Below are 21,257 nucleotides of genomic sequence, written 5' to 3'. Positions count from 1 at the left end.
ATGAAAGCAATAGTTTGGTTACTAGCGATAACGCTTTTTTCGAGCTCTTTATTTAGTGCTACTGATGGGAAGAATTATGTCGACCCATCGCATATTGGCACACACGATGAAGAAGTGGATTTGGGCTATAACAAGGACATTTATGGCACGAAGCAAATTGAGGCGATTAAAAATTGGGGGCTTAACACCAAGACTTCTGGCGTAGTGCTCGGCACAGCAGTGCCCGGTGATGGTGGGAGTATCGAGCCTGCGACAATGGGGAAACCTATTGAGGGGATTCGCGGTTGGAATGGCTTGGGCGAAATCTTTACTATCTTGCAAGGTGGATATTTTGCCGCGATTTTCCTCCTTATCGTGCTTTTTGTGCCATTGGCATTTTTTGGACATTATAAAATCATCGGTGCGCGTAAATACAATCACGCTAGCAAGCTAAAAGTATTTAGCAAATATAATATTTTCGTGCATTGGTTTGCCGCAGTGCCTTTTGTGCTTATTTGCATTACGGGGCTTATGATGGTTTTTGGTGATAAACTTGGTGGAGGCGGGCTTATCCGCTTTGCGCGTGATTTGCACGGATTATCTACGATTGTGTTTGCGATTTTTGGCACACTAATGTTTTTAATGTGGGTAAAAGATTGCTTTCCTAAAAGTTATGATATTAAGTGGCTAATGATAATGGGTGGTTACCTTGATAAGGTAAATAAAATAATCCCAGCACACAAGTTTAACGCAGGACAAAAAATGTGGTTTTGGGTGGCTACGCTTGGTGGAGCAGTAATGGTCTTTACAGGAGCAGTAATGTTTTTCCAAAACACAGATATTAACACATTGCGCCTTATGGCTCTTATTCACAATGTTGTTGGTTTCTTGGTGGTGGCGTTACTCATTACGCATATTTATATGGCTGCCTTTGCGATTGAAGGTGCTATGGAATCTATCATCAATGGAAATATGGGCGAAGAGGAAGTCTCAATGCTTCATAGCTTTTATTATGAGGATTTAAAAAAGAGCGGTAAGCTCGATTCTATGCGAGTGAGCGGACATCACTAATTTTATGCAAGCCTTAGGGCTTGCATAGATTCTTATAAAACACACAATTTATACTTCATCATACATAAAGACTTCTCTATAAAAGTTTGTTTTATCATTCTAAAAATCTTTCATCACAAAAACTTCCTGTGTGTAAATTACTAAAAGCATTCTTTAGGGATTTGAAAAGTTCGGCATTTTGAGATTCTAATTGAGCCAAAAATTGCTTGGTGTTTTCGCGTGCAAAAGGTCGTTTATCCTCAGGCAGCCAATTTATCGGACAATTACAATCAGGTGCTATATAGATATTATTATGCGTGATAAAGTCCTTAATCGCTCTCTCGCGCAAAAAAATGAGCGGACGGATTACACGCAAGCCATTTTGTGCGGTATAAATCGGTGGCATTGAGCGCAGTGCGCCATTGTAGCTTAGATTCATAAAAAAGCTCTCCACAGCATCATCGAAGTGATGTGCTAGAGCGAGTTTATTGAATCCTCCCTCTAGTGCTTTTGTGTAAAGTGCGCCCCGCCTCATACGCGAGCAAAAGCTACAATATACCGTGCCACCGCGTTTATGTTCCTCTAAAATTTTGTAAATATCTGTGCGATAAAGTTCATAGGGAATCTGCAATTTCTCGCAATACTCAAAAATATACTCATACTCGCCTCCGCGCCCATAATCAACCGTGAGTGCCTTAAACTCAAAGTTAAAAGGTGCGTGCTTTTGCATATAGGCTAAAATGGTGGCAAGTAGGATAGAATCTTTCCCCCCACTTAACCCCAAAAGCACTCTATCCCCATCTGCAATGAGTTTGTATTGTGCATTTGTCTTACCTACAAGGCGTAAGATTTTTTTACTGATTTGGGGCGTGGCGCATTGTGATTTTTGACTGTGTGTGGTAGATTCTAAATGTGGTGTATCAAGCATTATATTCCTTGTTTTGTTTAGTATTTCTCAATGCTAACAAATTTTTTTACTTTTGATGACAAAAAGCGTGAAGTTTTGGAATCTATGAATTTAAAATAAACATATTTAAGTAAAAATTTATGATATTTAAGATACACTCGCCGTGTAAAAAAAATAAGGAGTTCGCAATGGATACTATAAACACAAGTTTCATAATGCTATGCTCACTTTTAGTCTTGCTGATGACGCCTGCACTGGCGATGTTTTATTCTGGTATGGTGGGGACTAAAAACACCCTAAATACCATAATGAACGGCTTTATCGTCTTTGGCGTGATTACTTTGCAGTGGATTATTGTGGGCTTTAGTTTAAGTTTTAGCGGGGATAATGCTGGCATTATCGGGAATGTTGAGAATTTCGCCCTTGCTGGGATTAGCGGATTTAATGATGATGGCGTGCCACATATCCTTTTTATGCTCTTTCAAATGATGTTTGCGCTTATCGCTTCAGCGATTATCACAGGCTCGCTTGTTGGGCGCATTAAGCTTGGCGTGCTGGTGGTGTTTTTGCTGATTTGGAGCACGGTGGTGTATGACGCGCTCGCGCATATGATTTGGGGTGGCGGATTTTTAGAATCTCGAGGGAGTTTAGATTTCGCAGGTGGCGGAGTCGTGCATATTAGCTCTGGCGTGGCTGGGCTTGTGGGTGCGCTCCTCGTGGGTGCGCGTAAAACCCCCGCTTCGACAAGCGGTGCGCATTCTGTGCCTTATGCGTTTTTGGGCGCGATTTTGCTCTTTATCGGCTGGCTAGGGTTTAACGCAGGTAGTGCGGGTGCGGTAAATGACATCGCGGTAAATGCCTTTATTGTAACGATTATTTCAGCGGCAAGCGGATTTTTAATCTGGGTGCTACTTGAATGGATAAAGCACAAAAAGCCAACGGTGCTAGGTGGCTTAAGCGGTCTTGTGGCAGGGCTTGTGGGCATTACCCCGGGAGCTGGGTTTGTAGGGATTTGGTCAAGCGTGCTAATCGGTATGATAAGCGCGCTGGTGTGCTACTTCGGGCTATTTTATATCAAATACAAACTCAAATGGGACGATAGCCTCGATGCGTTTTCACTGCACGGCATCGGGGGAATCTGGGGTGGTATCGCCGTAGGACTATTTGCTTCTGGTGCGGTAAATCCTGACATAATCGCAGATGGTGCTTTGGGCGAGGGCTTACTGATTAGTGGCTCTTTTGCGCTATTGTTGGAGCAGATTTTTGCTATTGTGGTGTGCGCTGGGCTCTCTGCAGTGGTAAGTGTGATAATTTTTAAGATAATCGCGCTTTTTACGGATTTGCGTGTCAAGGAGGAAATCGAGGAAAAGGGCTTAGACATTCACTTACACGGCGAAGAAGCGTATAGAATGTAATTTTGTAAAATAGAGTTTTGATACTATGTTTTAACAAGCCGACTTTAGAATCTCTAATGCTTTTTAGACTGATTATAAAAGTCTAAAAAGCACCCACTCTACTTCCAAAAAACAACAAATAGCACTTAATGTGTGGCTGTGATGCCTAATCGTTTTTTCTCATCTTCAGGCATTTTTTCGGTAAGTTTTTTAAACTCGTTATTCACTGCCGTGCGATATTCTCGGTATTTTTTCATAGTCCAAGAACCTATGGCTTTATCTTGAGCTTTTGTAAGCTTTTCTTGGAATGTCTTTTTGCTTGCTGGGTCAAGGAAAGCTGTAATTTTGTGAATCTCTAAGCGCAACTCAGCAGCCTCAGTAGCCGAAAGCGAACCATATTTAGCCTGCTTTGCAAGAGCGTCATTTTGTCGTTTTTTATCATACTCTTTATTGACGCTTTCTCTGTAATTTCTCCATTTGCTTACACTCCAAGATTCCGTAGCTTTGTCATAATTCCCACGCATTTTATCCATAAAGGATTTTTTCTCATTGCCTTGTAGTTTATCTGCACGGCGCATTAACTCCAAACGCAAATCTGCTGTATCACTCACACTCATACTGCCGTATTGGGCATAGAGATTGAGTAACTCCTCATTGCTTTTGCCACTAAAGTCTGCTGCAAATGCAGTGATTGCAAAAGATAGCAATGCACTTGCAGCGAGCATTTTTTTTGTATTTATCATCTTAACTCCTTGTTTTATCTTACTAAAGTCGGCTTGTTAAAAAATAGTTATTCGACAACTTTATACTATTTAAAATCCCATCTTCACCTCCGCATAGTAGTTTCTCCCCTCGCCAGCGAGGTAATAGCGACCATTTGCCTGATAGGCGACATAAAAAGTATCATACACATTACGCACACCAGCACTTAAGCCCAAACTTTTGTATTTATAAGATAATCCCATATCGCCAAGTGTGTATCCGCCCTCATTCATTATTTCATAAGCAGAATCTCTCATTTGTGAAGTGTAGCTGTGATTAGCAAAGATATTTAGCGCGTGATTTCCTCTTTTTAGTGCTGCAATATTTACAAGCACACTAGCCTTTAAATGTGGGACATACGGAATGCTTTGATTTTGTTTGTTAAGCTCACTCGCGCTTGAGCCCCCTGCATTTTCTCGCCCTTTAATGACATTTGATTGATTAAAGTTTATGGATTCTTGGAGAGTGAGAATCTTGCTAAAAAGATATTGTTTTGCACTAAACTCCGCTCCAACCCTTTGCGTTTCTCCTAAATTATAGTAATTATAGGCGTAAGTTTCTGGGATATAGCGGATTTCATTAAAACTATGCGTGTAATAGAGTGCCAAAGACCAAGTGGAGCTAGCAAATTCATCTCTCCAGCCAATTTCGGTGGTTATGTATTGCTCAGGGCGCAGGTTTGTGCTTCTAAATTCGCGGTTTATGGTTGTTTGTCCTCCACTACTTGTTTGCCCTGTTTCTACGACATTAGTGATTTGCGCGATAGTGGGATTGATAAACCCTAGCTCGCCTTTTACATATACAATCCCAGAATCACTATAATGCACACTTGGAGTAACTTCAGCCGCGTAATTAAATTTCCATTCGCCTTGACCTCCCTCCTCAATTTCAAAAGAAGCAACGGTTGGGTGTCCGCCAGCTCCTGTCCCTGCTACGCGGTTAGTCATACCGCGTCTTTTGACGCTATAATACAATCCCTCACCGCGCAATCCTGTGGTAAGTCCAAAAAGATTCCAACGCATAGAATCTAAAGCATACAATGCACCAGCGTATTTGTATCCCTTGCGTCTGTCTCTATATCCACTAGAGCTTGGGAGACGGATTGCTTCGCTATATTCTAAACTATTATCTAATCCTAAAAGTAGCGTATTGTTATCAGTGGTGCGTTTGAGTTTGATATTAACCCCGCCGTTGTGGTTAAGGTTGGTCCCTGAAGTGTTGGCATAAGTAGTATTTGGGACACTTTCAGTATCTGCGGTAATGCTTGTTGGGAATGAAAAATCACTAAACGCATAGAATCCTAACGCTTCAAATCGCCAATTTTCACTTGTATCGTTGGTGTATTTTAATGAGGCTTGAGCTAAATCTTGTTTGGCGTATCCAACTGAAGTTGCGAGATTGCCTGTGGGTAAGTCATAGCGCGATTGTTTCATTTGCTCTAAAGTTTTGCCCTGTTTGTCTTGGTAGCCTAAAAAGTAGGAGTGATGGCGTGTGTAACTCGCAGAAAAATCAAGCCGTTCGTGCTCGCTTTTGTCATAACTATTGCCAATGGAAAAATACGCATCTTTGGTGTATTCTCCCTTGCGTAAGCCATTTTTATACATATAGCTTGCTGAGACATTTAAAAAGTTTTTCTCATTAAGATTATACCCCGTGCCTACACTTGCTTTAGCAGTTCCGCGCGGTTTAGACATTGGCGCATTTGATGGGATATACTCATATATTGAGCCTGTTAAAGAGAATCGCGTGAAATTTTGGCTTGGCTTTTTGGTTACGATATTGACTACTCCACCGCGTGTGCCACTACCATAGACCACAGAGCCACCACCGGGCAAGATTTCAATAGATTCTATATCATTGACATCAATGAGGTCAAAAGGCGTGTTTCCTCCCATTCTCAGTCCGTGTCCTGTCGCGCCAAATCCCGTTTGGTTTGGATTGATTGAGACGCCATTGACAAGCACTTTTACCGCTTTCATAGAATCCATTCCCTGTCCTCGTATGTCAATTTGCTTTTGTCCATTGGGTCCGGGATTAAAGGTTATGGCGGGTTGGTGTTCTAAGGCTTGCTCGAGGTTTGTATAACCTTTGTCTTGCAAATCTTGCTTGTCAATGACAATGACATTGCGCTGTGCGTTCTCTGGTAAATCAAGTTCTTTATCCGCAGTGGCTGTTACTTTGTCAAGTTTGACTTGTTGCATTTGTTCGTCTTTAGAATCTTTAGAATCTTTGTCGTTGTTGGTAATATCATTTGGTTGTTGCGCTAGGAGCACACTTCCTCCCAAAATAAGGATAAATGCAAGCGCAGAACTTACTTTAGAGTTTAGCTTTTGTGTATCCTTGCTTAACTTTGCGTTAAAAATTTCGCCTATTTGTGCTCGTCTTTGTATTCTTTGCTTATGGAGATTCTCTAGTTTGGTTGATTTTTGTTCTATCATAGTAAATCCTTTAAAATTAAAATTGTAAGAAGCGTTATAAATTAAAAAACCTTAATTTTTACTTAAAATAAGACTTTTTATCGTTTTTTTTTACAAAATTGTGCTATAAATCCAGCCCATAGCATTTTAAAAAAAAATGTCTCTATACCAAAGAGTGAAGCATCGGTATAGTCCCTAATAAATGGGGATTATAAGGGTTATTTTAAGCAAAGTTTTAGTTTGTTTATGGAGATTTAAGGAGATAACAATGAAAAAATACAAAATGTCAATAAGCGATAAAATACACAATATAACGAAAAGTGCAAATAAAATATTTAAGAATTATTATTTATTTTTGACTTTAAAATTAAAAAATACAAAAAAGTTATTTTGTGGTGATATTTGTCTATCGCGTTATTATTTTTTGGGAGTATTTTTGATTTTTGTAGAGCAAGCAAATGCTAACCCTAACGAAAATATGCAATCTACGCAAAATGCAAGTCAAGATTCCAAACAGAGCGATATGACACAAATCAAGTTAGATAAAGTAACCGCTACGGCTAATGAATATGATATACAAAGCGAGGCTAAAAATATCATAGTGATTGATAAAGATGATATAGCCAATAAGGGCTATACAAACCTCGAGCAAGCCTTAGAACACCAACCTGCCATAACTTTTACTCCCGGACCCAATGGACAAAAGCAAATTGACATACGAGGACAGGGAATGGACGCACTAAAGGCGGTAAAAATTATGGTCAATGGTGTGCCAATCAATATCAATGATTCTGGTTATGGTGCAACGCGTTCAAGTTTTGTGCTTAATGGTGCAAATCCTTTCAACCTCATTGATGTCAATGATATAGAATCTATTGAAATCTTGCCCGGTGGTGGCTCTGTGGTCTATGGTAGTGGCACACGCGGTGGAGTGGTCAATATCGTAACCAAAAAATCCCCCCAAGATTTTGTTAAGACTTCTTTATTAGGCGGGGTGTTTTCTCATCATTCATTGCCTAGTAATGCAAAGGCAAGTGTGGGTGGAGGATATAACTTTAGCAATAGATTCTATCTTGGAGCAAATGCGAGCTATTCATACAAAAATGGCTTACGCAAGGGAGAATACACCAAAGCCACTTATGCTGCATTACAGGGAATCTATGAGATTACCCAAAATTCAAAAGTTGATATAAATGCAAGTTACACAAAATCTCATCAACTCTCTTTGGGATATAATAACAAACTTAATGCTGATGGAAGTGAAAAATCTCTTTCTCAATTAAAATTTGAGCGATATGCAATGCCAGATTCTCAATCTCTAAATGGTCCAGCACAGCAGGATTTAGCCCAAGCAAGCATCAAATATAATGCAGGTTTGAGCGAAAAAACAAATTTTGAAGCGTTGGGATTCTATGCGTTTAGTGATTTTTTCTACTCATACAAAAATGATGAAGATGTGGAAAGTGGCGATAGCACAGGCAATATCACGGGCACAAACAAAAACCACAATACAGGACTAAATCTGCGATTAAAATATAAGGGCGATATACACGCTTGGCTTTTAGGGATTGATAACACTTATGAGGTAAGTGAAGCGGTGAGCGCAAGCTATGATAAACGCAATGGTGCTAAGTATGCGCTGGGAATCTATGCACTAGATTCTATCAATAAAGGCAAATTTGGACTTATAGCTGGCGTGCGAGGTGAGTTGCTTTATTATGACATCAATAGATTAGTTAATGTGGGGCGACCACAAGCACATATTTTAGTGAGGGATTATAGAAAGTCCATAAAGAGTAACTATTCCGCAGAAATTAGCCCAAGTTTTAACTACACGAGCACAGGGAGTGTGTATCTTAAGGGGGAGTATGGGTTTATATCGCCTAGCATTGGTCAGCTAGTGAATGTAGGGAATCTCTATGATAGTGCGGGCAATCGAGTGAATGGCACGCCAGAAGCTAGCAATGTCAAACCTGAATCCTATATCACCGCTGAAATTGGATTAAAAGATGAGTTTAGTTTTGGGAGTTTGCAGACAAGCATTTACTATACGCACACTTATGATGAGATTCGCTCTGTGTTTTTTGCCGTGCCGTTGCGGAATTGGTATAACTTAGGAGAGACACAGCGATTTGGAGTAGAGTTCTCTAGTAGTCAATATCTTGGTGAGATTGTAAGTTTGCAAGAATCGGTAAATTTTAACTACTCTAATGTATTAAAGGGACGCAGTAATGCTGCAAGTATCAATAGCTCTTCTGCTACGCAGGGTGCGATTACAGATTCTTTTAAAGAGGGAACGCAGATTCCCTATACGCCTAGTTTTAAGGTTAGCCTATCTAGTAACATTAGGGCGATAAAGGCAAACAACCACGCACTAGATATTTTTATAAATCATAGTTATTACGCAAGCCAGCTTGATAACAATTATTTTATAATGAATAAAGGAGGGTATGTGTTAGGGGATATTGGGCTCAATTACAAATATAAAAACTTTGCTGTATCTGCAGGCGTGCGTAATGTGTATGATAGCTTTTATGTGAGTTACCAGCGAAGCTCTATTGGCACAAACAATGCCATTACAAGACGCTATCTCGCAGGTGAGGGGAGGAATTATTTCTTAGAAGCAAAGATAGAGATTTAGATTCTCTACTTTATACAAACTCTATTCTTGCTTTAGTTGTTGTTATGTGAGATATGTAAGCACTATATGAATAAAATCCCTATGACCCAAGCACTTGCCAAAGCAGATGAGCCCATTTTAGCAGGACTTATATCTTTGATGCTAAGCTTTTGTGTGTCATTTCCATTCATTTCTTGTAATTTATTATGAATTTCGTGTATCTGCTCTCGCATTTGCTTTCTTTCTTTGTGAAATTTTTCTAATTTGTTTTGTTTTATGCCTAACATTGTAATAATCCTTAAATAATTCTAAAACGATATTATAAGCTATTATAACCTTAAATTTTGCTTAAAAATACAAAAATTTTTATAATATTACAATTCCTAAACGAAATTTTTTATTGAAATATATTTTTGTTTGCACTTTCTATGCAAGTTTTCACAAATCGACAAAAAATTTATGGGATTTATAGGTGTGGATTGTTTTTGGGTGTAGATTTTTTGTATTCAGAAATTACCACGCCCAAAATCACCAAAGCCACGCCCAAACAAGCCACAAGACTAAGTCTCTCATCTAACACTACAATCGATGCAATTATGGTTAATACGGGCGTGAGATAAACATAGATATTTGTGCGAACAACGCCGATTAGATTTGTCGCTTTATTCCACATTATGAAGCAGAGCACACTTGCAAAAAAGAGCGACAAAAAATAAATTTATGGTGATTGTGGGACTTTCTAATGAGTATTTGCGGGAGTTTGAAAGATTCTTACTTGGATAGGTGTGTGGCTTGCCTCGCTCGAATTTTTCTACAACCTCAAAAACAAGATGAAACCAAAGTTTATTAGTGAATTTATCACAAGATGTTTCCGCGACATTATTTTTGTGTGTGCTAGATTTTGTGCCTCTCAAACTATTTATAAGAGAGGAATTGCTAACAAGAAATTTCGCACTATCAAGCACGCTCCCTCCAACCAAGCACAAAAATTCCATCAAAATCTGCTAATTTAGCCTTTATGTCTTGCAGTCTTTGTGTGAGAAATCATTACAAATACTTCGCCTATCATTTTTCTTATTAAGTGTTATATTTTTATTATTTTTGCTAGATTTACGCGACATAAGAAACCCCTTTGTCGCTAGAATCTAGCTTGATAAAGGCAACAAAAACTACAAACGCCCTAGCGCGTTCTACTCTCTCTCTCTCTCTCTCTCTCGTGGCGTGTGATGCCAACTATGCGGAAAAAGCAGTCATCTTCGCCATTAAATGGCGCAAAGCCCTTGTCTTCTTTAGCAAAGTGAATTTCAAGGTTTAGTTGAGATTCTGCTATATAAGTCATATTTTTCCAAAAGGCTATTATCAAGGAATATAACCAAAAAAAGTTTAAATTTTTATTTTGATTGTCTTTTTAACATATCTCTTACTCGAGCTATATCAAAAATCCCGTTTTTTGCTCTAGCGTTTAGTGTAGCAAAGATTTCATCGATAAATGCCAAATCTAGTCCATAATCTTTTGGATTTGTAGAAATTTCTAGCGTGTCAAAAAGCCATAAAAGTCGCTCCCTAAATGGCGATAAAAGCGCGTCCGCCTCACTATTTTTTGGTAGGCAATCCAAAAGCAAAGGCAGGCTAAAACTACACGCTAACCCGTGCGGAGTGCCAAAGCGCATAGTTAGCGGATAGCTTAGCGCGTGGGCTAGAGCGGTTTGGGTATTGCTAAAAGCAAGTCCTGCATACATACTCGCTTGCATTATATGAGTTCGCAAGGGGAGCGAATCTAAATTGTGGCTTAAATCCACCAAATTACGCAAGATAATCTCTATCGCATTTAACGCGTAATGCGTGGATATGGGGTTTGCGTTATTATTCCAAATAGATTCAAAGCTATGGCTTAGCGCATCAAGTACCGTGTGTATGGTAGTTTCACGGGGCAGACTTAGCGTAAGTCGCGGGTCATAAATCGCCTTTTTTGGATAGAGAATCTCATCGCTCAAAGAATGCTTGATAAAGGCGTCATTATCCCAGATAGTCGCCCAGTGCGTGAGCTCGGAGCTAGTGCCTGAAGTAGTCGGCAGAGCATAGAGATATTTAGGTTGCGATTTGATTATAAAATTTCCATTTTCAAGCACACTATCCACGCTTAAAAATTTCGCGCTATCAATTACGCTCCCTCCACCAAGTGCGATAATCGCATCAAATTCTGCCAATGTAGATTTTATCCCCTGCAAATGCTTAACTTGCGGATTTGGTGTAATCTCATCTATAATGCCGACAAGTTGCGTCCCTAGCGCGTTTGCAATCTTATCGCTTAACCCTCTTTTACTAAATCCCTTGCTTGTAACGAGCAAAAATCGCGCACCTTGCAAACGATTCGCCACGCTTTTAATCGCCTCTAAATAATCTACGCCAAAGCGGATTTTCACAGGATTGTAATAAGTAAATTTCATCGCCACTCTTTGAAATTACGATTCATTAAGCCACGCACTAAATCTCTGTGCCACTTGCTTTGGTGTGATTTTGGGGCGTCCTAAATCCTTTTTGCTTCCCTTTGCAATATCAAGGTAGATAAAATACGCCCCGCCATTTTGTGCGTCCAAAAACTCCACTAAAATCGCGCTAAATTCATCTAAATTTTGCGCTTTTTTTGCCACTTCGTAACCACAGGATTTTGCCACTGCGACAAAATCCACAAATGGCGAGATATTAAACTGCCCTCCCGTGCTATCGTGGCTTTGATTATCTAGCAAGATATGGCAGAAATTGCCCTTGTTTACGCACCTTGCATAATACGCATTGCCAGCAAGTGTGCCAAGTCGCATTAAAAGCGCACTATCGCCATCAATGGCGATGACTTTTTTGTGCGATTTTAGCGCGATTCCTAGCCCTAACGCGCTTACACAGCCCATAGAGCCTACCATATAGAGCTGATTTGGTGTGTCGCCTAGTTCGTAGAGTTCGCGTCCGCATTTGCCTGTGGTGGCGAGTATGGCACAATTTTGCCCTAGATTTTGGATAATTTGCAGTGCTTGTAAGCGTGTGGGTTTATTGTGTGGTGGCGCGTTGTCTTTTGCGTGTATTTGTGGGAGATTTGTTGTTTGCTTCGTCAATGAACTATTAGTTCTATTTCCTCGCTCACAACTGCACAACCCACAAATCCATCGCAAAATACTTCCGCGCTGGGCGTTTGTATTTGAAGTGGTGTGCGTATTAGATTCAGCGTTTTTAAAATTTAAATCAAGTGGATTATTTATCAGCGCGACTTTTTCAAAGCAATTATTGCGGACTATAAAGAAAAAACTTTTATTGGATTCTAAAATCTCTTTTGCGTGGGCTAACTGCTGTTTTGCCACTTCTAATCGCGAATCCAAAAATGCACATTCCACTTCGCAAGTTTGCAAAAGATTATCGGTGATTCGTCCTAATAATTCGTGCTGTGGCTCATCGGTATTTTGCCCTTGCTCATTTGGCTCACCACGCAGGGATACAAAGCCAAGTATGGGAATGCTAAAAGTGTGATTTAGGCTTGTAAGCGGGGATAAGGCATTGCTTAATCCGCTGTTTTGCATTAAAACGACTCCATACTTGCGATTGTTTTTTGTGGATTGCCACGAATCGCTTCGCGATTCTCGCAATGACAAATCGCTTGAATTTTTTACAATAGCAGATTCGTGCGGTAGCATTTGAGATGAGAAATCGGGGTTATGCGAGGCGAACGAATGAGATGCACTTGCCGTGCGTTGCAGTGAGTGAGCCGAAGCACTCCCCGATTTATCGCTCAAAGGCAACGCACAGGCTAGGCTTATCCCACTAGCAATCGCCACTGCTTCTCCCTCATTATTTGCCATTATAAAGGCATTCTCATTTATCGCCCAATTTATCAGTGGCGCAAGATAGCTACACGGCACACCTGCAAAATCGCTAAATCCTAGCCTTTGTAGCTCCGCTCCAAAATCCTCTGTCCGCATTTTGCCCCTTTTTTGAAATTTTAATTTTTTATTATCGCTATGCTTAAATTATCGCCTATGGGGAGTTTTTGAGTGTTTGATAAGCCATATTCGCCCATAAACTCGCTCACCGCTTCTCTCACACCCACATATCCAGCCGAAAAATACTCGTGGATTAGTATCACGCCACCGCACACCATTTTGGGGTAGAAAAATTTTAGCCCTGCCAAAATAGGCTCGTATAAATCCGCGTCAAGATTGACAAAGCAAAATTGCTCATTTTCTAAGCCATTTTCTGCGCTTTGTGGAAACCAGCCCTTTTTTACCACGCATTGCTTTGGGTAGGGCATTTTGCTTAGCACGAGTTCTACGCTTGTGTTTGAAAAGTGCTTTTTGCCTAAATTTGCGCCCATTGCGCCGTCTTTGCTTTGAGATAAATCTTTGTCTTCAAAACCCTCAAATGTGTCAAATAAATACAAGATTTTATCTTTAAAGCATTCATTTATGCGCCGTGCAAAATCCCCACGATAGACGCCTAGCTCTGCGACATTACCTACTAGATTTTGCGCGTGTATTTCTGTGGCGAAATTTTCTAAAAATATTTCTCTTGCCATTACACTTAGCTCGATATAGCTTACATCGATTCTGTCCCGCGCTATGCCTAGTTTTTCAAGTTGTGCGCGGATTTCATAAAATCCCGTGAAAGTGCCAATGACAATAGAATCAAAATCTATGTCTTGCAATGCTTCGCTTGTGTGGATTTGAAAGGTTAATGGCGCACTCAAAGCACTATTCCCCCCCGTTAGAATCTAGCTTTATACTAGAATTTGCTTTTAATGGGTCATTATCAATAAAGCACAAAATTTGCTCACCCTTTTGGGCTAGATTTTGTGCGATTAGCCGTCCGCAGTTGCCTGCACCAAAAATTACGATTTTACTCATAGTATGTCCTTTACATTTTAAATTTTTAGTTTTACAAGTTTTCGCTTGTGTGCATTCTAGAATCTAGATTGCCACGACTTGCAAGTAAGTCTCGCAACTGCAAAAAAATGTGCGAGAAGTATTTGCGATTTATCATCGCAAATACAAGCACACACTAAATCGTGCCCGGGATTAGCGAGAGAATCTCTTTGACACTCATACATTGAGATTCTACCTCCGCGCTTCTGTCATTTTCCAAAATCCCCTGTGCGACTTGTTTCATCGCTACAAAACTCGCCCGAAGCAAGTGATTTGCATAGATGATGATATTTGCCCCAGCCTCGCCTAACTCACGCGCAGTGATTTCATTGAAACTTGTCGGCACGACTACGATAGGCGTTAGGCTATTTTTGGCGCGAAATTTGGCGATAAATTCCAAAATCTCATTTGGGCTTTTGTGGCGCGAGTGTATCATTATCCCGTCAGCCCCCGCATCGACATAGGCGAACGCCCGATTTAGCGCGTCCTCCATTCCTTTATCCAAAATCAGCGATTCAATCCGCGCGATAATCATAAAATCCTGCGTGATTTGGGCGTCTTTGCCCGCGCGAATCTTGTCGCAAAAATCCTCTATATTATCCTGCGTTTGCGCAACTTCATTGCCTAAAAGCGAATTTTTCTTTAAGCCCGTTTTATCCTCGATGATACACGCGCTCACCCCCGTGCGTTCCAAACTCCGCACCGCAAAGGCAAAATGCTCCACTTTTCCGCCCGTATCGGCATCATAAATAAGGGGCTTTGAGGTTACCTCAAAAATCTCATTTATCGTATTTAGGCGACTTTGTAGCTCCACTGCCTCTATATCTGGCTTCCCGCGCGAAGTCGAATCTGTGAGCGAACTACTCCAAAAGCCATCAAATTCGATTTTTGTGCCATTTTGATTCACAAAGGCATTTTGCGCGATGAGTGCTGAAATCGCCGAATGCGTTTCGATAAAGCGCAATGGCGTTTTGGCATTGATGAGACGGCGCAGTAGCGATAATCTAGCATTGGTGCTAATGCCTATGGCACGGGCATTTTCGTTTAGCTGCGTGGAGCTAATGCCCTGTGTGTAATGTGGCTCAACTAGCTCCCCGCAACCTAGCTCATTTAGCGTATCTATCACATTTTGGCGGGTTTTTGCCTGTGCGCCACTTTGCCAATCATCGCCGTGAATGACAAATGCGGGTCGTAACGCACGGATATTGCCCTCATAGCTTAGCGTGTCTTGCGGGATTACTCTGTCAATTAGTGCGATAGATTCAAGCACAGCTTTACGCTGGTCGTAGTTCATATAGGGTAGGCGTTTGTAAGAGGCGATTGCCTTGTCGGTGAGAAGCCCCACGACTACTTCGCCATCTATTTTGGTGGCGTAATCTCTGGCGATTTTTAGGATATTGATGTGTCCGGGGTGGATTAAATCCGCACTCATTGCGACATATACGCTAGGCTTGTCTTTCGGGCTAAAATCGGAGATTACTTCAACTCGCTTCCTTGATGGACTACCTGTCCTATCTTCGTTACTCGTTTCGCAAAACCCCGATTTTATCGCCGAAATACTTCGCCTATCATTTTTCTTATTAAGTGTTATATTTTTATTATTTTTGCTAGATTCACGCGACATAAGAAACCCCTTTGTCGCTAGAATCTAGCTTGATAAAGGCAACAAAAACTATAAACGCCCTAGCGCGTTCTACTCTCTCTCTCTCTCTCTCTCTCTCTCTCTCGTGGCGTGTGATGCCAACTATGCGGAAAAAGTAATCATCTTCGCCATTAAATGGCGCAAAGCCCCTGTCTTCTTTAGCAAAGTGAATTTCAAGGTTTAGTTGAGATTCTACTATCTCGCAAAGATTGTCAAAATCTACAAACCTGCGATAATGATTGTCGTGGATAAAGGCATTTGCCTCGTTTTCTACGGGCTCTCCTTGCTTGTAGAGTGAGTTTTTCTTGCCACGCGCTTCTATGGCGAGAATCCCTTTTGGTGCGATAAAGTTTGGAATCTGAGAGAGGAGACTCTCTTGCTGAGTATGCGTGATAGAATGCAAGGTGAAGCGTGAATAGATACAATCAAATACAATGCCTCTGCTTTGAGTGTTACTCGAGAGAGAGGTTAAATTTTTAAAAATTTCATCAAGGTTGGTAAAATCTCCTGCAATAAAACGCGGATTTGTTACGCCATTTCTCGTAGTGGCACAATGTGTAGCAAGATAGTTTATTTCCTCTTGGACTTGGTCTATGGCAGTGGTTTGTATGCCTTGTTTGGCAAAATATAGCGCGTCTCGTCCATTGCCGCAGCCTAGCTCAAGTAGGTGCAAATCTTTGCGTGTGGATAGGTAATTCTCCCATACAAACTCTGCGAATAATGACGGCTTCTCACCTACTTTATGTTTTGCATAAAATTTGCTCCAATACCTTTTGTCCATATTCTTGTCCTTTTATTGATATTTGTATTATATCCCATTTAGTTATTTTTTACTCTTTTATATTTACGATTCCATAAGATTCATCGCTTATGTCAGTCCAATTTTTCTCATCATAGATATTGCCACGCACTTTATAGGCTTTTTGTATTATCCATTGATGTGGTAAATTTTGTTTAAGTAGAAAAAAAGGTATTTTTAAATGGATAACCTCACGATTTTGTGGATAGTTTTTGAGAATATTTGGTGGCACATTTGGACAACCATTTGGCAAGTTTTCACAAAAAATACTTGCAATATCATAATTTGCCATAAGGCGATTATCGATTTTCACCGTTCCACGAGTCCCAAAATCTTTAAATAAAAACAATGTGTCAGGATTGCTATCTATAGGAATATTAATGCTGTCTTCTCCAGCGTGGTCGCTTATGACAAAAATTTGTGTATTGTCATAAATTCCCATTTGTTTTAGCATTGAAATATAGTCGGTTAAATATTTAATGGCACAAGCTTCGGTATCATAATGTTGATAATAAGCTTTTCTTATACCCTCGTCATTTTGATAGAGGGTATTAAGAAAATCTTTTTCTTGTATATTTGGATTTTCATCTAGGGCTGTATTCTTATCGAAAAAATGACATTTATTATTTTTAAAATACATTCCCAAAGGTGTATGTGTAATTAAAGAATGTAAAAATTTAAAAGTGGGTTTTTGAGCATTGGTATTACCAAAATGTGTATAAACATAAGCAGTGGAGCTGTGTCCAATTATAGATTGATAATTTACTTGATTGCTTGTCGATAACCAAAGTCCATTTCTATAAATTTTTTGTTTAATGTTCCTAGGAACAAATTTAAACAATCCAAAGCCAAGAAACTTGTTAATTCCATAAGGTATTTTAGATTCTTTTAAGTTTTCTTTTTCATAGTCAAGATACGGTGTGGTTATATACTCAAAATTGTCGTCCAGGGAAATAAATTGTGGATTAGATAGTTTATTATCTGCCCCTGTTTGGTTTATAAGTGTAACAAGTCCAACCTGATATCCACTATTAACAAAATTTAAAGCAATGCTTTCAAAGGCATTTTTTATTTGCTTTGCTAACACTTCATTTCTTTTATTCATATTATATGCGGTTGCATATTCACCAGCAATAAGCGTAGAAATGCTATGCACTGTTCCGCTTGAAGTAGAAACTGTATTATCAAAGAGTGTAAAACCATCAAGTTGTTCTTTAAATTCAGGGAATTGCTCCAAAATATATGGTGTGTGCGAGCCACTAAAGGCATCAAACATAAAGACTACGATATTTTTATCTGTTTTAGAATAAGACAGTAATTCATCTTCATAAGGCACTTTTGATTTAGTATTATTTTGGTGTTTTTGTATTTCTGTTGCAACATTTAATCTTTTTGAGATAATATCGTAAATATTTATCCCACTAAGGATAAATAAAGACATTAAGACTATTTGCCACACATAAAAAAGTTTTTTGAGTGCAAAAATGGCTATTGTCACACCAAGTATCATAACAACGCTAAATTCTATAATTTGATTTGTCTTTGACTGAGAGTTTTCAAATGATTGTTTAAATACAAACCCATCCATCGCCCCATAATCGCCCACCAAAATAAAGCTATACACAATCCCGCTAAATAAAATCACGCTTAAAACAAATGCGATGATATTGCTAAATCGCTTTGGCACAAATGAAAGCGCGTAAATCACAATAAAGCTAATTAGTAAAAATGCCCCAAATAGCGCAGATAGCGTGGCAATCGTCTGCGATGAATCAAACTGCGTAATATCCGTGCTATACAGCTGATAAGGCGCAAAAACGCAAATCAAAAATGCAATGCAAAGGGTGGCGTAAATGGAGATAGCACGATAGATTAACGCATTTGATTTGCTATATGTTTGAAATTTTGCAATTGCACAAAGTAGAAGATAAACTCCAAGTATTGTGCCTAAAATAGTGAAATAATATACAAAAATATTTTTTAATAGAGGTGTAAAATCTGCTTTATACAGAATTTGTCCCATATAATCTCCTTTTTTCACAACACTTTTGATGCCACCAAATTGCACATAACGATTCGCAACACTAAAGACTTTTATATTGCTTGTATCTATATTCTTATCCCACTCCACATTAACTGCTATAATTTTTGCAATACTTTTTGAGCGCAATAAAAAATCCCATTTTGAGAAATGAATTTTTGCGATTCCAGTGTCTTTTAAAGTTAGTTCAGCTGTTTGCACATTGTTTTTACTATAAAGCATTAGTGCGAAAGTTAGGCAAAGCCCGATAGCCAAAATGCTACTTAATGCAATGATGGCGATTTTAAAAGGTTTGTGATGGATAAAAAACCCCCATTTGTTGTTTTGGTCGGACGCAGTGAGCGAAGAATCTAAATCTTTGTTATATTGAGCCGTAGGTGAAATATCTTTATTTTTAATTTTTGTTTGAGATACTTCGCTTCGCTCAGTATGACAGGGATTTTTTATTGCTTCAACTTTGCCCCAAATTGCACGAATCAAAGAAAATCCCATATTTGTGCTCCAATAAAGCACTAACGCACTAGGCATTTGATAAAGTAGCACCAAAAAGATAAGCGAAATTAACGCGCCTTGAATCCTTGCGCCTTTATCCTTTGCCACAATCCACACATTTACAAGCGAAATAATTGTCATTAAAATTGGGAGCAAATGCACACCAAACACTAAATCAGGTAATGATAAATCAGCAATCCAAAGAAACGAAACGCCCTTAATCCCATCAAATTCTTGTAGCAAACACAGCACCGCGATAAAAAACGGCACTTGCAATGCTAATCCGCCAAGCGCAGATAGCGCAAAAATAGGGTGATAATGCTTTTGGCGGTAAAGAGTGCGAATATAGCTTTGTAACTCCGCGCCCTTAAATACGCGCTTAAATTCAGCGATTTTTTTATCGCACACTGATTTTAGGGCGTTTATTTTTGTGGCTTTGGATTCGGCGATTTTGGCGAGTTTAAGTAAAAAGAGATTGACTAAAAGGCTTAAAAGAATTATGCTTAATCCGTAGTTGTGTGTGAGTGAATGCAGTAAATCTAGCGCGAATCCTAGCACAGATTGTAATGGAAAAATAAATGTGTAATATAAAATGTCAATTAACATTATGAATCCTTTTTGGGCGCGGAATGGGGTTTTGAATCGCTGTTTGATTTATGTGAATCTTTGTGTGATTCGCCGTGTGATTCGCGTGATTTAAGATTTGCAATGGCGTTTTTAGTCAAATCCAAATGATTTAAAATGCTTTTATTTAGTTGCGATTCAAGCAAAGATTTTTCAATCTTTAAAATCTCAAGCGTTGCTTTTTTACCAGAATTATGCGGATATTGCCAAAGAGTGCTTTTGATAGTATTTAGCGAATCTATGTTTGTGCTAGATTTAAGCGCGGATTCGATTATTTTACCAATATTTGCAAAATCATTTTCATTTATCTTACCACCGATTTGCTTTAATGCCTTAAAAGTCCAAAATTCGCCTATATTGTCATAAATATCTGCCAAATCATATCCCGCGCTATCAAAGGTAAAATCTAGCGTAATCACAGGCTTACCCTCCAAACACACAAAATCAAAAATCACACTTGAAAAATCACTAATCATCAAATCTGCTTTTGCGAATGCAATGACATTTGGTGTGCCGATGTCCCATTCGACATTGCTGTAATTTGAGAGTGCGTCTTGGAGGTGTTTGATATTTGCGCTTTCAGTTTCACCCACTAGGCTTTGTGGGTGAGGACGAATGATAATGTGATATGGGGATTTTGCAAGTGGCTCTAAAAGGCGCATACCATATTTGCTAAGTAGCGTTTCTTTACCCCAAGATGGCGAGACTAAAATGGTAGGTTTGTCTTTTTTGTGCGCTTTTTCTTTGATAGATTCACGCAAATTTGCTAATTCATCTAAATATGTCGAACCTACGACAGCGATATATTTAACTTTGACATTATGTGCCCTTTCAACTTCGCGCACAAAGTCCTTTTGAATCTCATTTGCCACTAGCACAGAGTCAAAATAATCTAACGCAAACGCACGATAAGTCATAGGTAGCAAAGAATGGGTGATATGGCAATAATGCTTCACAAAGCGACTGCGTTTAATCTGCAAAACTTCAAGACTAGGCGTAGTCATAATGCAAATGTCTGCTTTTAGCATATTTAGGCGCGTGTAGGCTTTGTTGCCCGTGCCGATAAATTCTTTAATGCTAAAATTGTTAGATTCGCGCTTCAATGCGGGGTCGTTTTCATCGCTGGTGAGATAAGTATATGGGTGTTTGAGAATATCAAGCGTGTCTAAAATGGGCTTAAACGAACCATAATATTGTTTGCCCTCGCAATAAAAGGTGATAGAGTTAGGATTTTGGTGTGAATCTAAATTTTGGGTAGATTTGCCTAAATTATGGGCGTTTCCCCCCCCCCCCTTGATTGCGTAAGAGAATTTCAAAGATTTAGGCGAAAGGCTAGTGATTTTATAAAATAAATTTTTAAAAAAATAAACAACAGAGGCAAAAATCGCTACAATAGAGCTTAAAAGCAAAGAACCTGTGCCAGGGTCTAAATACGCTAAGCACACACTAGGAGAGAGAGATGAGAGCACAAAAAGAGCGAACAATGCTCTACTATAAGATTTTAGCGACATTAACAAATTTTCCTCCAAGTAATTTTTTTATTCTTTAACTCCTTAGATAATGTTTAAAAAATTAGTGAATGAAAGCTGACATTCTACCAAAATTAACCCATAATTTTTCAAAAAT

General features: G+C 39.3%; 18 protein-coding genes. 3 read left to right on the top strand and 15 right to left on the bottom strand.

Annotated features, from left to right (window positions below; translation table 11 throughout):
- Positions 1–1,050, top strand: a complete 1,050-nt coding sequence (locus tag ACWIWK_RS06625) for a formate dehydrogenase subunit gamma (RefSeq protein WP_454151955.1) — start codon at positions 1–3, stop codon at positions 1,048–1,050.
- Between the two features lie 94 nt (positions 1,051–1,144).
- Here the strand turns inward: ACWIWK_RS06625 and ACWIWK_RS06620 are convergent, their stop codons facing one another.
- Positions 1,145–1,957: a tRNA 2-thiocytidine biosynthesis TtcA family protein gene (locus ACWIWK_RS06620; RefSeq protein WP_454151954.1), complete on the bottom strand. Its 813-nt coding sequence runs from the start codon at positions 1,955–1,957 to the stop codon at positions 1,145–1,147.
- A gap of 167 nt (positions 1,958–2,124) precedes the next feature.
- Here ACWIWK_RS06620 and ACWIWK_RS06615 point away from each other — a divergent pair, with 167 nt between their 5' ends.
- Entirely contained in the window at positions 2,125–3,351 is a 1,227-nt protein-coding gene (locus ACWIWK_RS06615) for an ammonium transporter (protein ID WP_454151952.1), read from the top strand.
- Between the two features lie 125 nt (positions 3,352–3,476).
- Here ACWIWK_RS06615 and ACWIWK_RS06610 read toward each other — a convergent pair whose 3' ends face one another.
- Positions 3,477–4,073 (bottom strand): DUF1104 domain-containing protein, encoded by a 597-nt coding sequence (locus ACWIWK_RS06610; protein ID WP_454151950.1) that lies wholly within the window; start codon positions 4,071–4,073, stop codon positions 3,477–3,479.
- A 69-nt stretch (positions 4,074–4,142) separates the two neighbouring features.
- The gene (locus ACWIWK_RS06605) at positions 4,143–6,530 is read right to left on the bottom strand and encodes a TonB-dependent receptor (RefSeq protein ID WP_454151948.1); all 2,388 of its coding nucleotides are present in this window, start codon (positions 6,528–6,530) and stop codon (positions 4,143–4,145) included.
- Positions 6,531–6,945: 415 nt separating this feature from the next.
- Here ACWIWK_RS06605 and ACWIWK_RS06600 point away from each other — a divergent pair, with 415 nt between their 5' ends.
- Entirely contained in the window at positions 6,946–9,150 is a 2,205-nt protein-coding gene (locus ACWIWK_RS06600; RefSeq protein ID WP_454151946.1) for a TonB-dependent receptor, read from the top strand.
- 62 nt (positions 9,151–9,212) lie between these two features.
- Here ACWIWK_RS06600 and ACWIWK_RS06595 read toward each other — a convergent pair whose 3' ends face one another.
- The 12 genes from ACWIWK_RS06595 to ACWIWK_RS06540 all read right to left on the bottom strand — a co-directional run bounded on the left by ACWIWK_RS06595 (position 9,213) and on the right by ACWIWK_RS06540 (position 21,142).
- Positions 9,213–9,416 carry a hypothetical protein gene (locus ACWIWK_RS06595; protein WP_454151944.1) on the bottom strand — a complete coding sequence of 68 codons (204 nt, stop codon included), beginning with the start codon at positions 9,414–9,416 and terminating at the stop codon, positions 9,213–9,215.
- A 179-nt stretch (positions 9,417–9,595) separates the two neighbouring features.
- Positions 9,596–9,802 carry an EamA family transporter gene (locus ACWIWK_RS06590; protein WP_454151942.1) on the bottom strand — a complete coding sequence of 69 codons (207 nt, stop codon included), beginning with the start codon at positions 9,800–9,802 and terminating at the stop codon, positions 9,596–9,598.
- Complete coding sequence (locus tag ACWIWK_RS06585) at positions 9,792–10,124, bottom strand: hypothetical protein (protein WP_454151940.1); 333 nt, start codon at positions 10,122–10,124, stop codon at positions 9,792–9,794. Before ACWIWK_RS06585 ends, ACWIWK_RS06590 begins: the two co-directional genes overlap by 11 nt.
- 185 nt (positions 10,125–10,309) lie before the next feature.
- Positions 10,310–10,468: a hypothetical protein gene (locus ACWIWK_RS06580; RefSeq protein WP_454151938.1), complete on the bottom strand. Its 159-nt coding sequence runs from the start codon at positions 10,466–10,468 to the stop codon at positions 10,310–10,312.
- 52 nt (positions 10,469–10,520) lie between these two features.
- A complete protein-coding gene (locus ACWIWK_RS06575; RefSeq protein ID WP_454151936.1) occupies positions 10,521–11,576 on the bottom strand; it encodes a phosphonoacetaldehyde reductase in 1,056 nt (351 codons plus the stop codon).
- A gap of 15 nt (positions 11,577–11,591) precedes the next feature.
- Positions 11,592–13,094: a thiamine pyrophosphate-dependent enzyme gene (locus ACWIWK_RS06570; protein ID WP_454151934.1), complete on the bottom strand. Its 1,503-nt coding sequence runs from the start codon at positions 13,092–13,094 to the stop codon at positions 11,592–11,594.
- A gap of 20 nt (positions 13,095–13,114) precedes the next feature.
- The gene (locus ACWIWK_RS06565) at positions 13,115–13,858 is read right to left on the bottom strand and encodes a TylF/MycF/NovP-related O-methyltransferase (RefSeq protein ID WP_454151932.1); all 744 of its coding nucleotides are present in this window, start codon (positions 13,856–13,858) and stop codon (positions 13,115–13,117) included.
- A 4-nt stretch (positions 13,859–13,862) separates the two neighbouring features.
- Complete coding sequence (locus ACWIWK_RS06560; protein WP_454151930.1) at positions 13,863–14,015, bottom strand: hypothetical protein; 153 nt, start codon at positions 14,013–14,015, stop codon at positions 13,863–13,865.
- A 154-nt stretch (positions 14,016–14,169) separates the two neighbouring features.
- The gene (gene aepX, locus ACWIWK_RS06555) at positions 14,170–15,465 is read right to left on the bottom strand and encodes a phosphoenolpyruvate mutase (RefSeq protein WP_454152043.1); all 1,296 of its coding nucleotides are present in this window, start codon (positions 15,463–15,465) and stop codon (positions 14,170–14,172) included.
- 181 nt (positions 15,466–15,646) lie between these two features.
- Positions 15,647–16,456 carry a class I SAM-dependent methyltransferase gene (locus ACWIWK_RS06550; protein ID WP_454151928.1) on the bottom strand — a complete coding sequence of 270 codons (810 nt, stop codon included), beginning with the start codon at positions 16,454–16,456 and terminating at the stop codon, positions 15,647–15,649.
- Between the two features lie 49 nt (positions 16,457–16,505).
- Complete coding sequence (locus ACWIWK_RS06545) at positions 16,506–19,613, bottom strand: YidC/Oxa1 family membrane protein insertase (RefSeq protein ID WP_454151926.1); 3,108 nt, start codon at positions 19,611–19,613, stop codon at positions 16,506–16,508.
- Positions 19,613–21,142 carry a CDP-glycerol glycerophosphotransferase family protein gene (locus tag ACWIWK_RS06540; protein WP_454151924.1) on the bottom strand — a complete coding sequence of 510 codons (1,530 nt, stop codon included), beginning with the start codon at positions 21,140–21,142 and terminating at the stop codon, positions 19,613–19,615. The genes ACWIWK_RS06545 and ACWIWK_RS06540 overlap by 1 nt, the downstream gene beginning before the upstream one ends.
- Positions 21,143–21,257: the final 115 nt, after the last annotated feature.

It is taken from the genome of Helicobacter sp. 23-1048 (assembly GCF_053654545.1).
Note: the sequence above shows the minus strand (reverse complement) of the source record. Positions and strands in the feature narration are given on the sequence as shown.

What these genes read in the sequence shown, in the direction of transcription:
- ACWIWK_RS06605 (WP_454151948.1), bottom strand. Translation starts at nt 6,530, where the DNA reads ATGATAGAACAAAAATCAACCAAACTAGAGAATCTCCATAAGCAAAGA.
- ACWIWK_RS06570 (WP_454151934.1), bottom strand. Translation starts at nt 13,094, where the DNA reads ATGCGGACAGAGGATTTTGGAGCGGAGCTACAAAGGCTAGGATTTAGC.
- ACWIWK_RS06610 (WP_454151950.1), bottom strand. Translation starts at nt 4,073, where the DNA reads ATGATAAATACAAAAAAAATGCTCGCTGCAAGTGCATTGCTATCTTTT.
- ACWIWK_RS06595 (WP_454151944.1), bottom strand. Translation starts at nt 9,416, where the DNA reads ATGTTAGGCATAAAACAAAACAAATTAGAAAAATTTCACAAAGAAAGA.
- ACWIWK_RS06620 (WP_454151954.1), bottom strand. Translation starts at nt 1,957, where the DNA reads ATGCTTGATACACCACATTTAGAATCTACCACACACAGTCAAAAATCA.
- ACWIWK_RS06575 (WP_454151936.1), bottom strand. Translation starts at nt 11,576, where the DNA reads ATGAAATTTACTTATTACAATCCTGTGAAAATCCGCTTTGGCGTAGAT.
- ACWIWK_RS06590 (WP_454151942.1), bottom strand. Translation starts at nt 9,802, where the DNA reads ATGTGGAATAAAGCGACAAATCTAATCGGCGTTGTTCGCACAAATATC.
- aepX (WP_454152043.1), bottom strand. Translation starts at nt 15,465, where the DNA reads ATGAGTGCGGATTTAATCCACCCCGGACACATCAATATCCTAAAAATC.
- ACWIWK_RS06585 (WP_454151940.1), bottom strand. Translation starts at nt 10,124, where the DNA reads ATGGAATTTTTGTGCTTGGTTGGAGGGAGCGTGCTTGATAGTGCGAAA.
- ACWIWK_RS06550 (WP_454151928.1), bottom strand. Translation starts at nt 16,456, where the DNA reads ATGGACAAAAGGTATTGGAGCAAATTTTATGCAAAACATAAAGTAGGT.
- ACWIWK_RS06545 (WP_454151926.1), bottom strand. Translation starts at nt 19,613, where the DNA reads ATGTTAATTGACATTTTATATTACACATTTATTTTTCCATTACAATCT.
- ACWIWK_RS06560 (WP_454151930.1), bottom strand. Translation starts at nt 14,015, where the DNA reads ATGAGTAAAATCGTAATTTTTGGTGCAGGCAACTGCGGACGGCTAATC.
- ACWIWK_RS06625 (WP_454151955.1), top strand. Translation starts at nt 1, where the DNA reads ATGAAAGCAATAGTTTGGTTACTAGCGATAACGCTTTTTTCGAGCTCT.
- ACWIWK_RS06580 (WP_454151938.1), bottom strand. Translation starts at nt 10,468, where the DNA reads ATGACTTATATAGCAGAATCTCAACTAAACCTTGAAATTCACTTTGCT.
- ACWIWK_RS06540 (WP_454151924.1), bottom strand. Translation starts at nt 21,142, where the DNA reads ATGTCGCTAAAATCTTATAGTAGAGCATTGTTCGCTCTTTTTGTGCTC.
- ACWIWK_RS06615 (WP_454151952.1), top strand. Translation starts at nt 2,125, where the DNA reads ATGGATACTATAAACACAAGTTTCATAATGCTATGCTCACTTTTAGTC.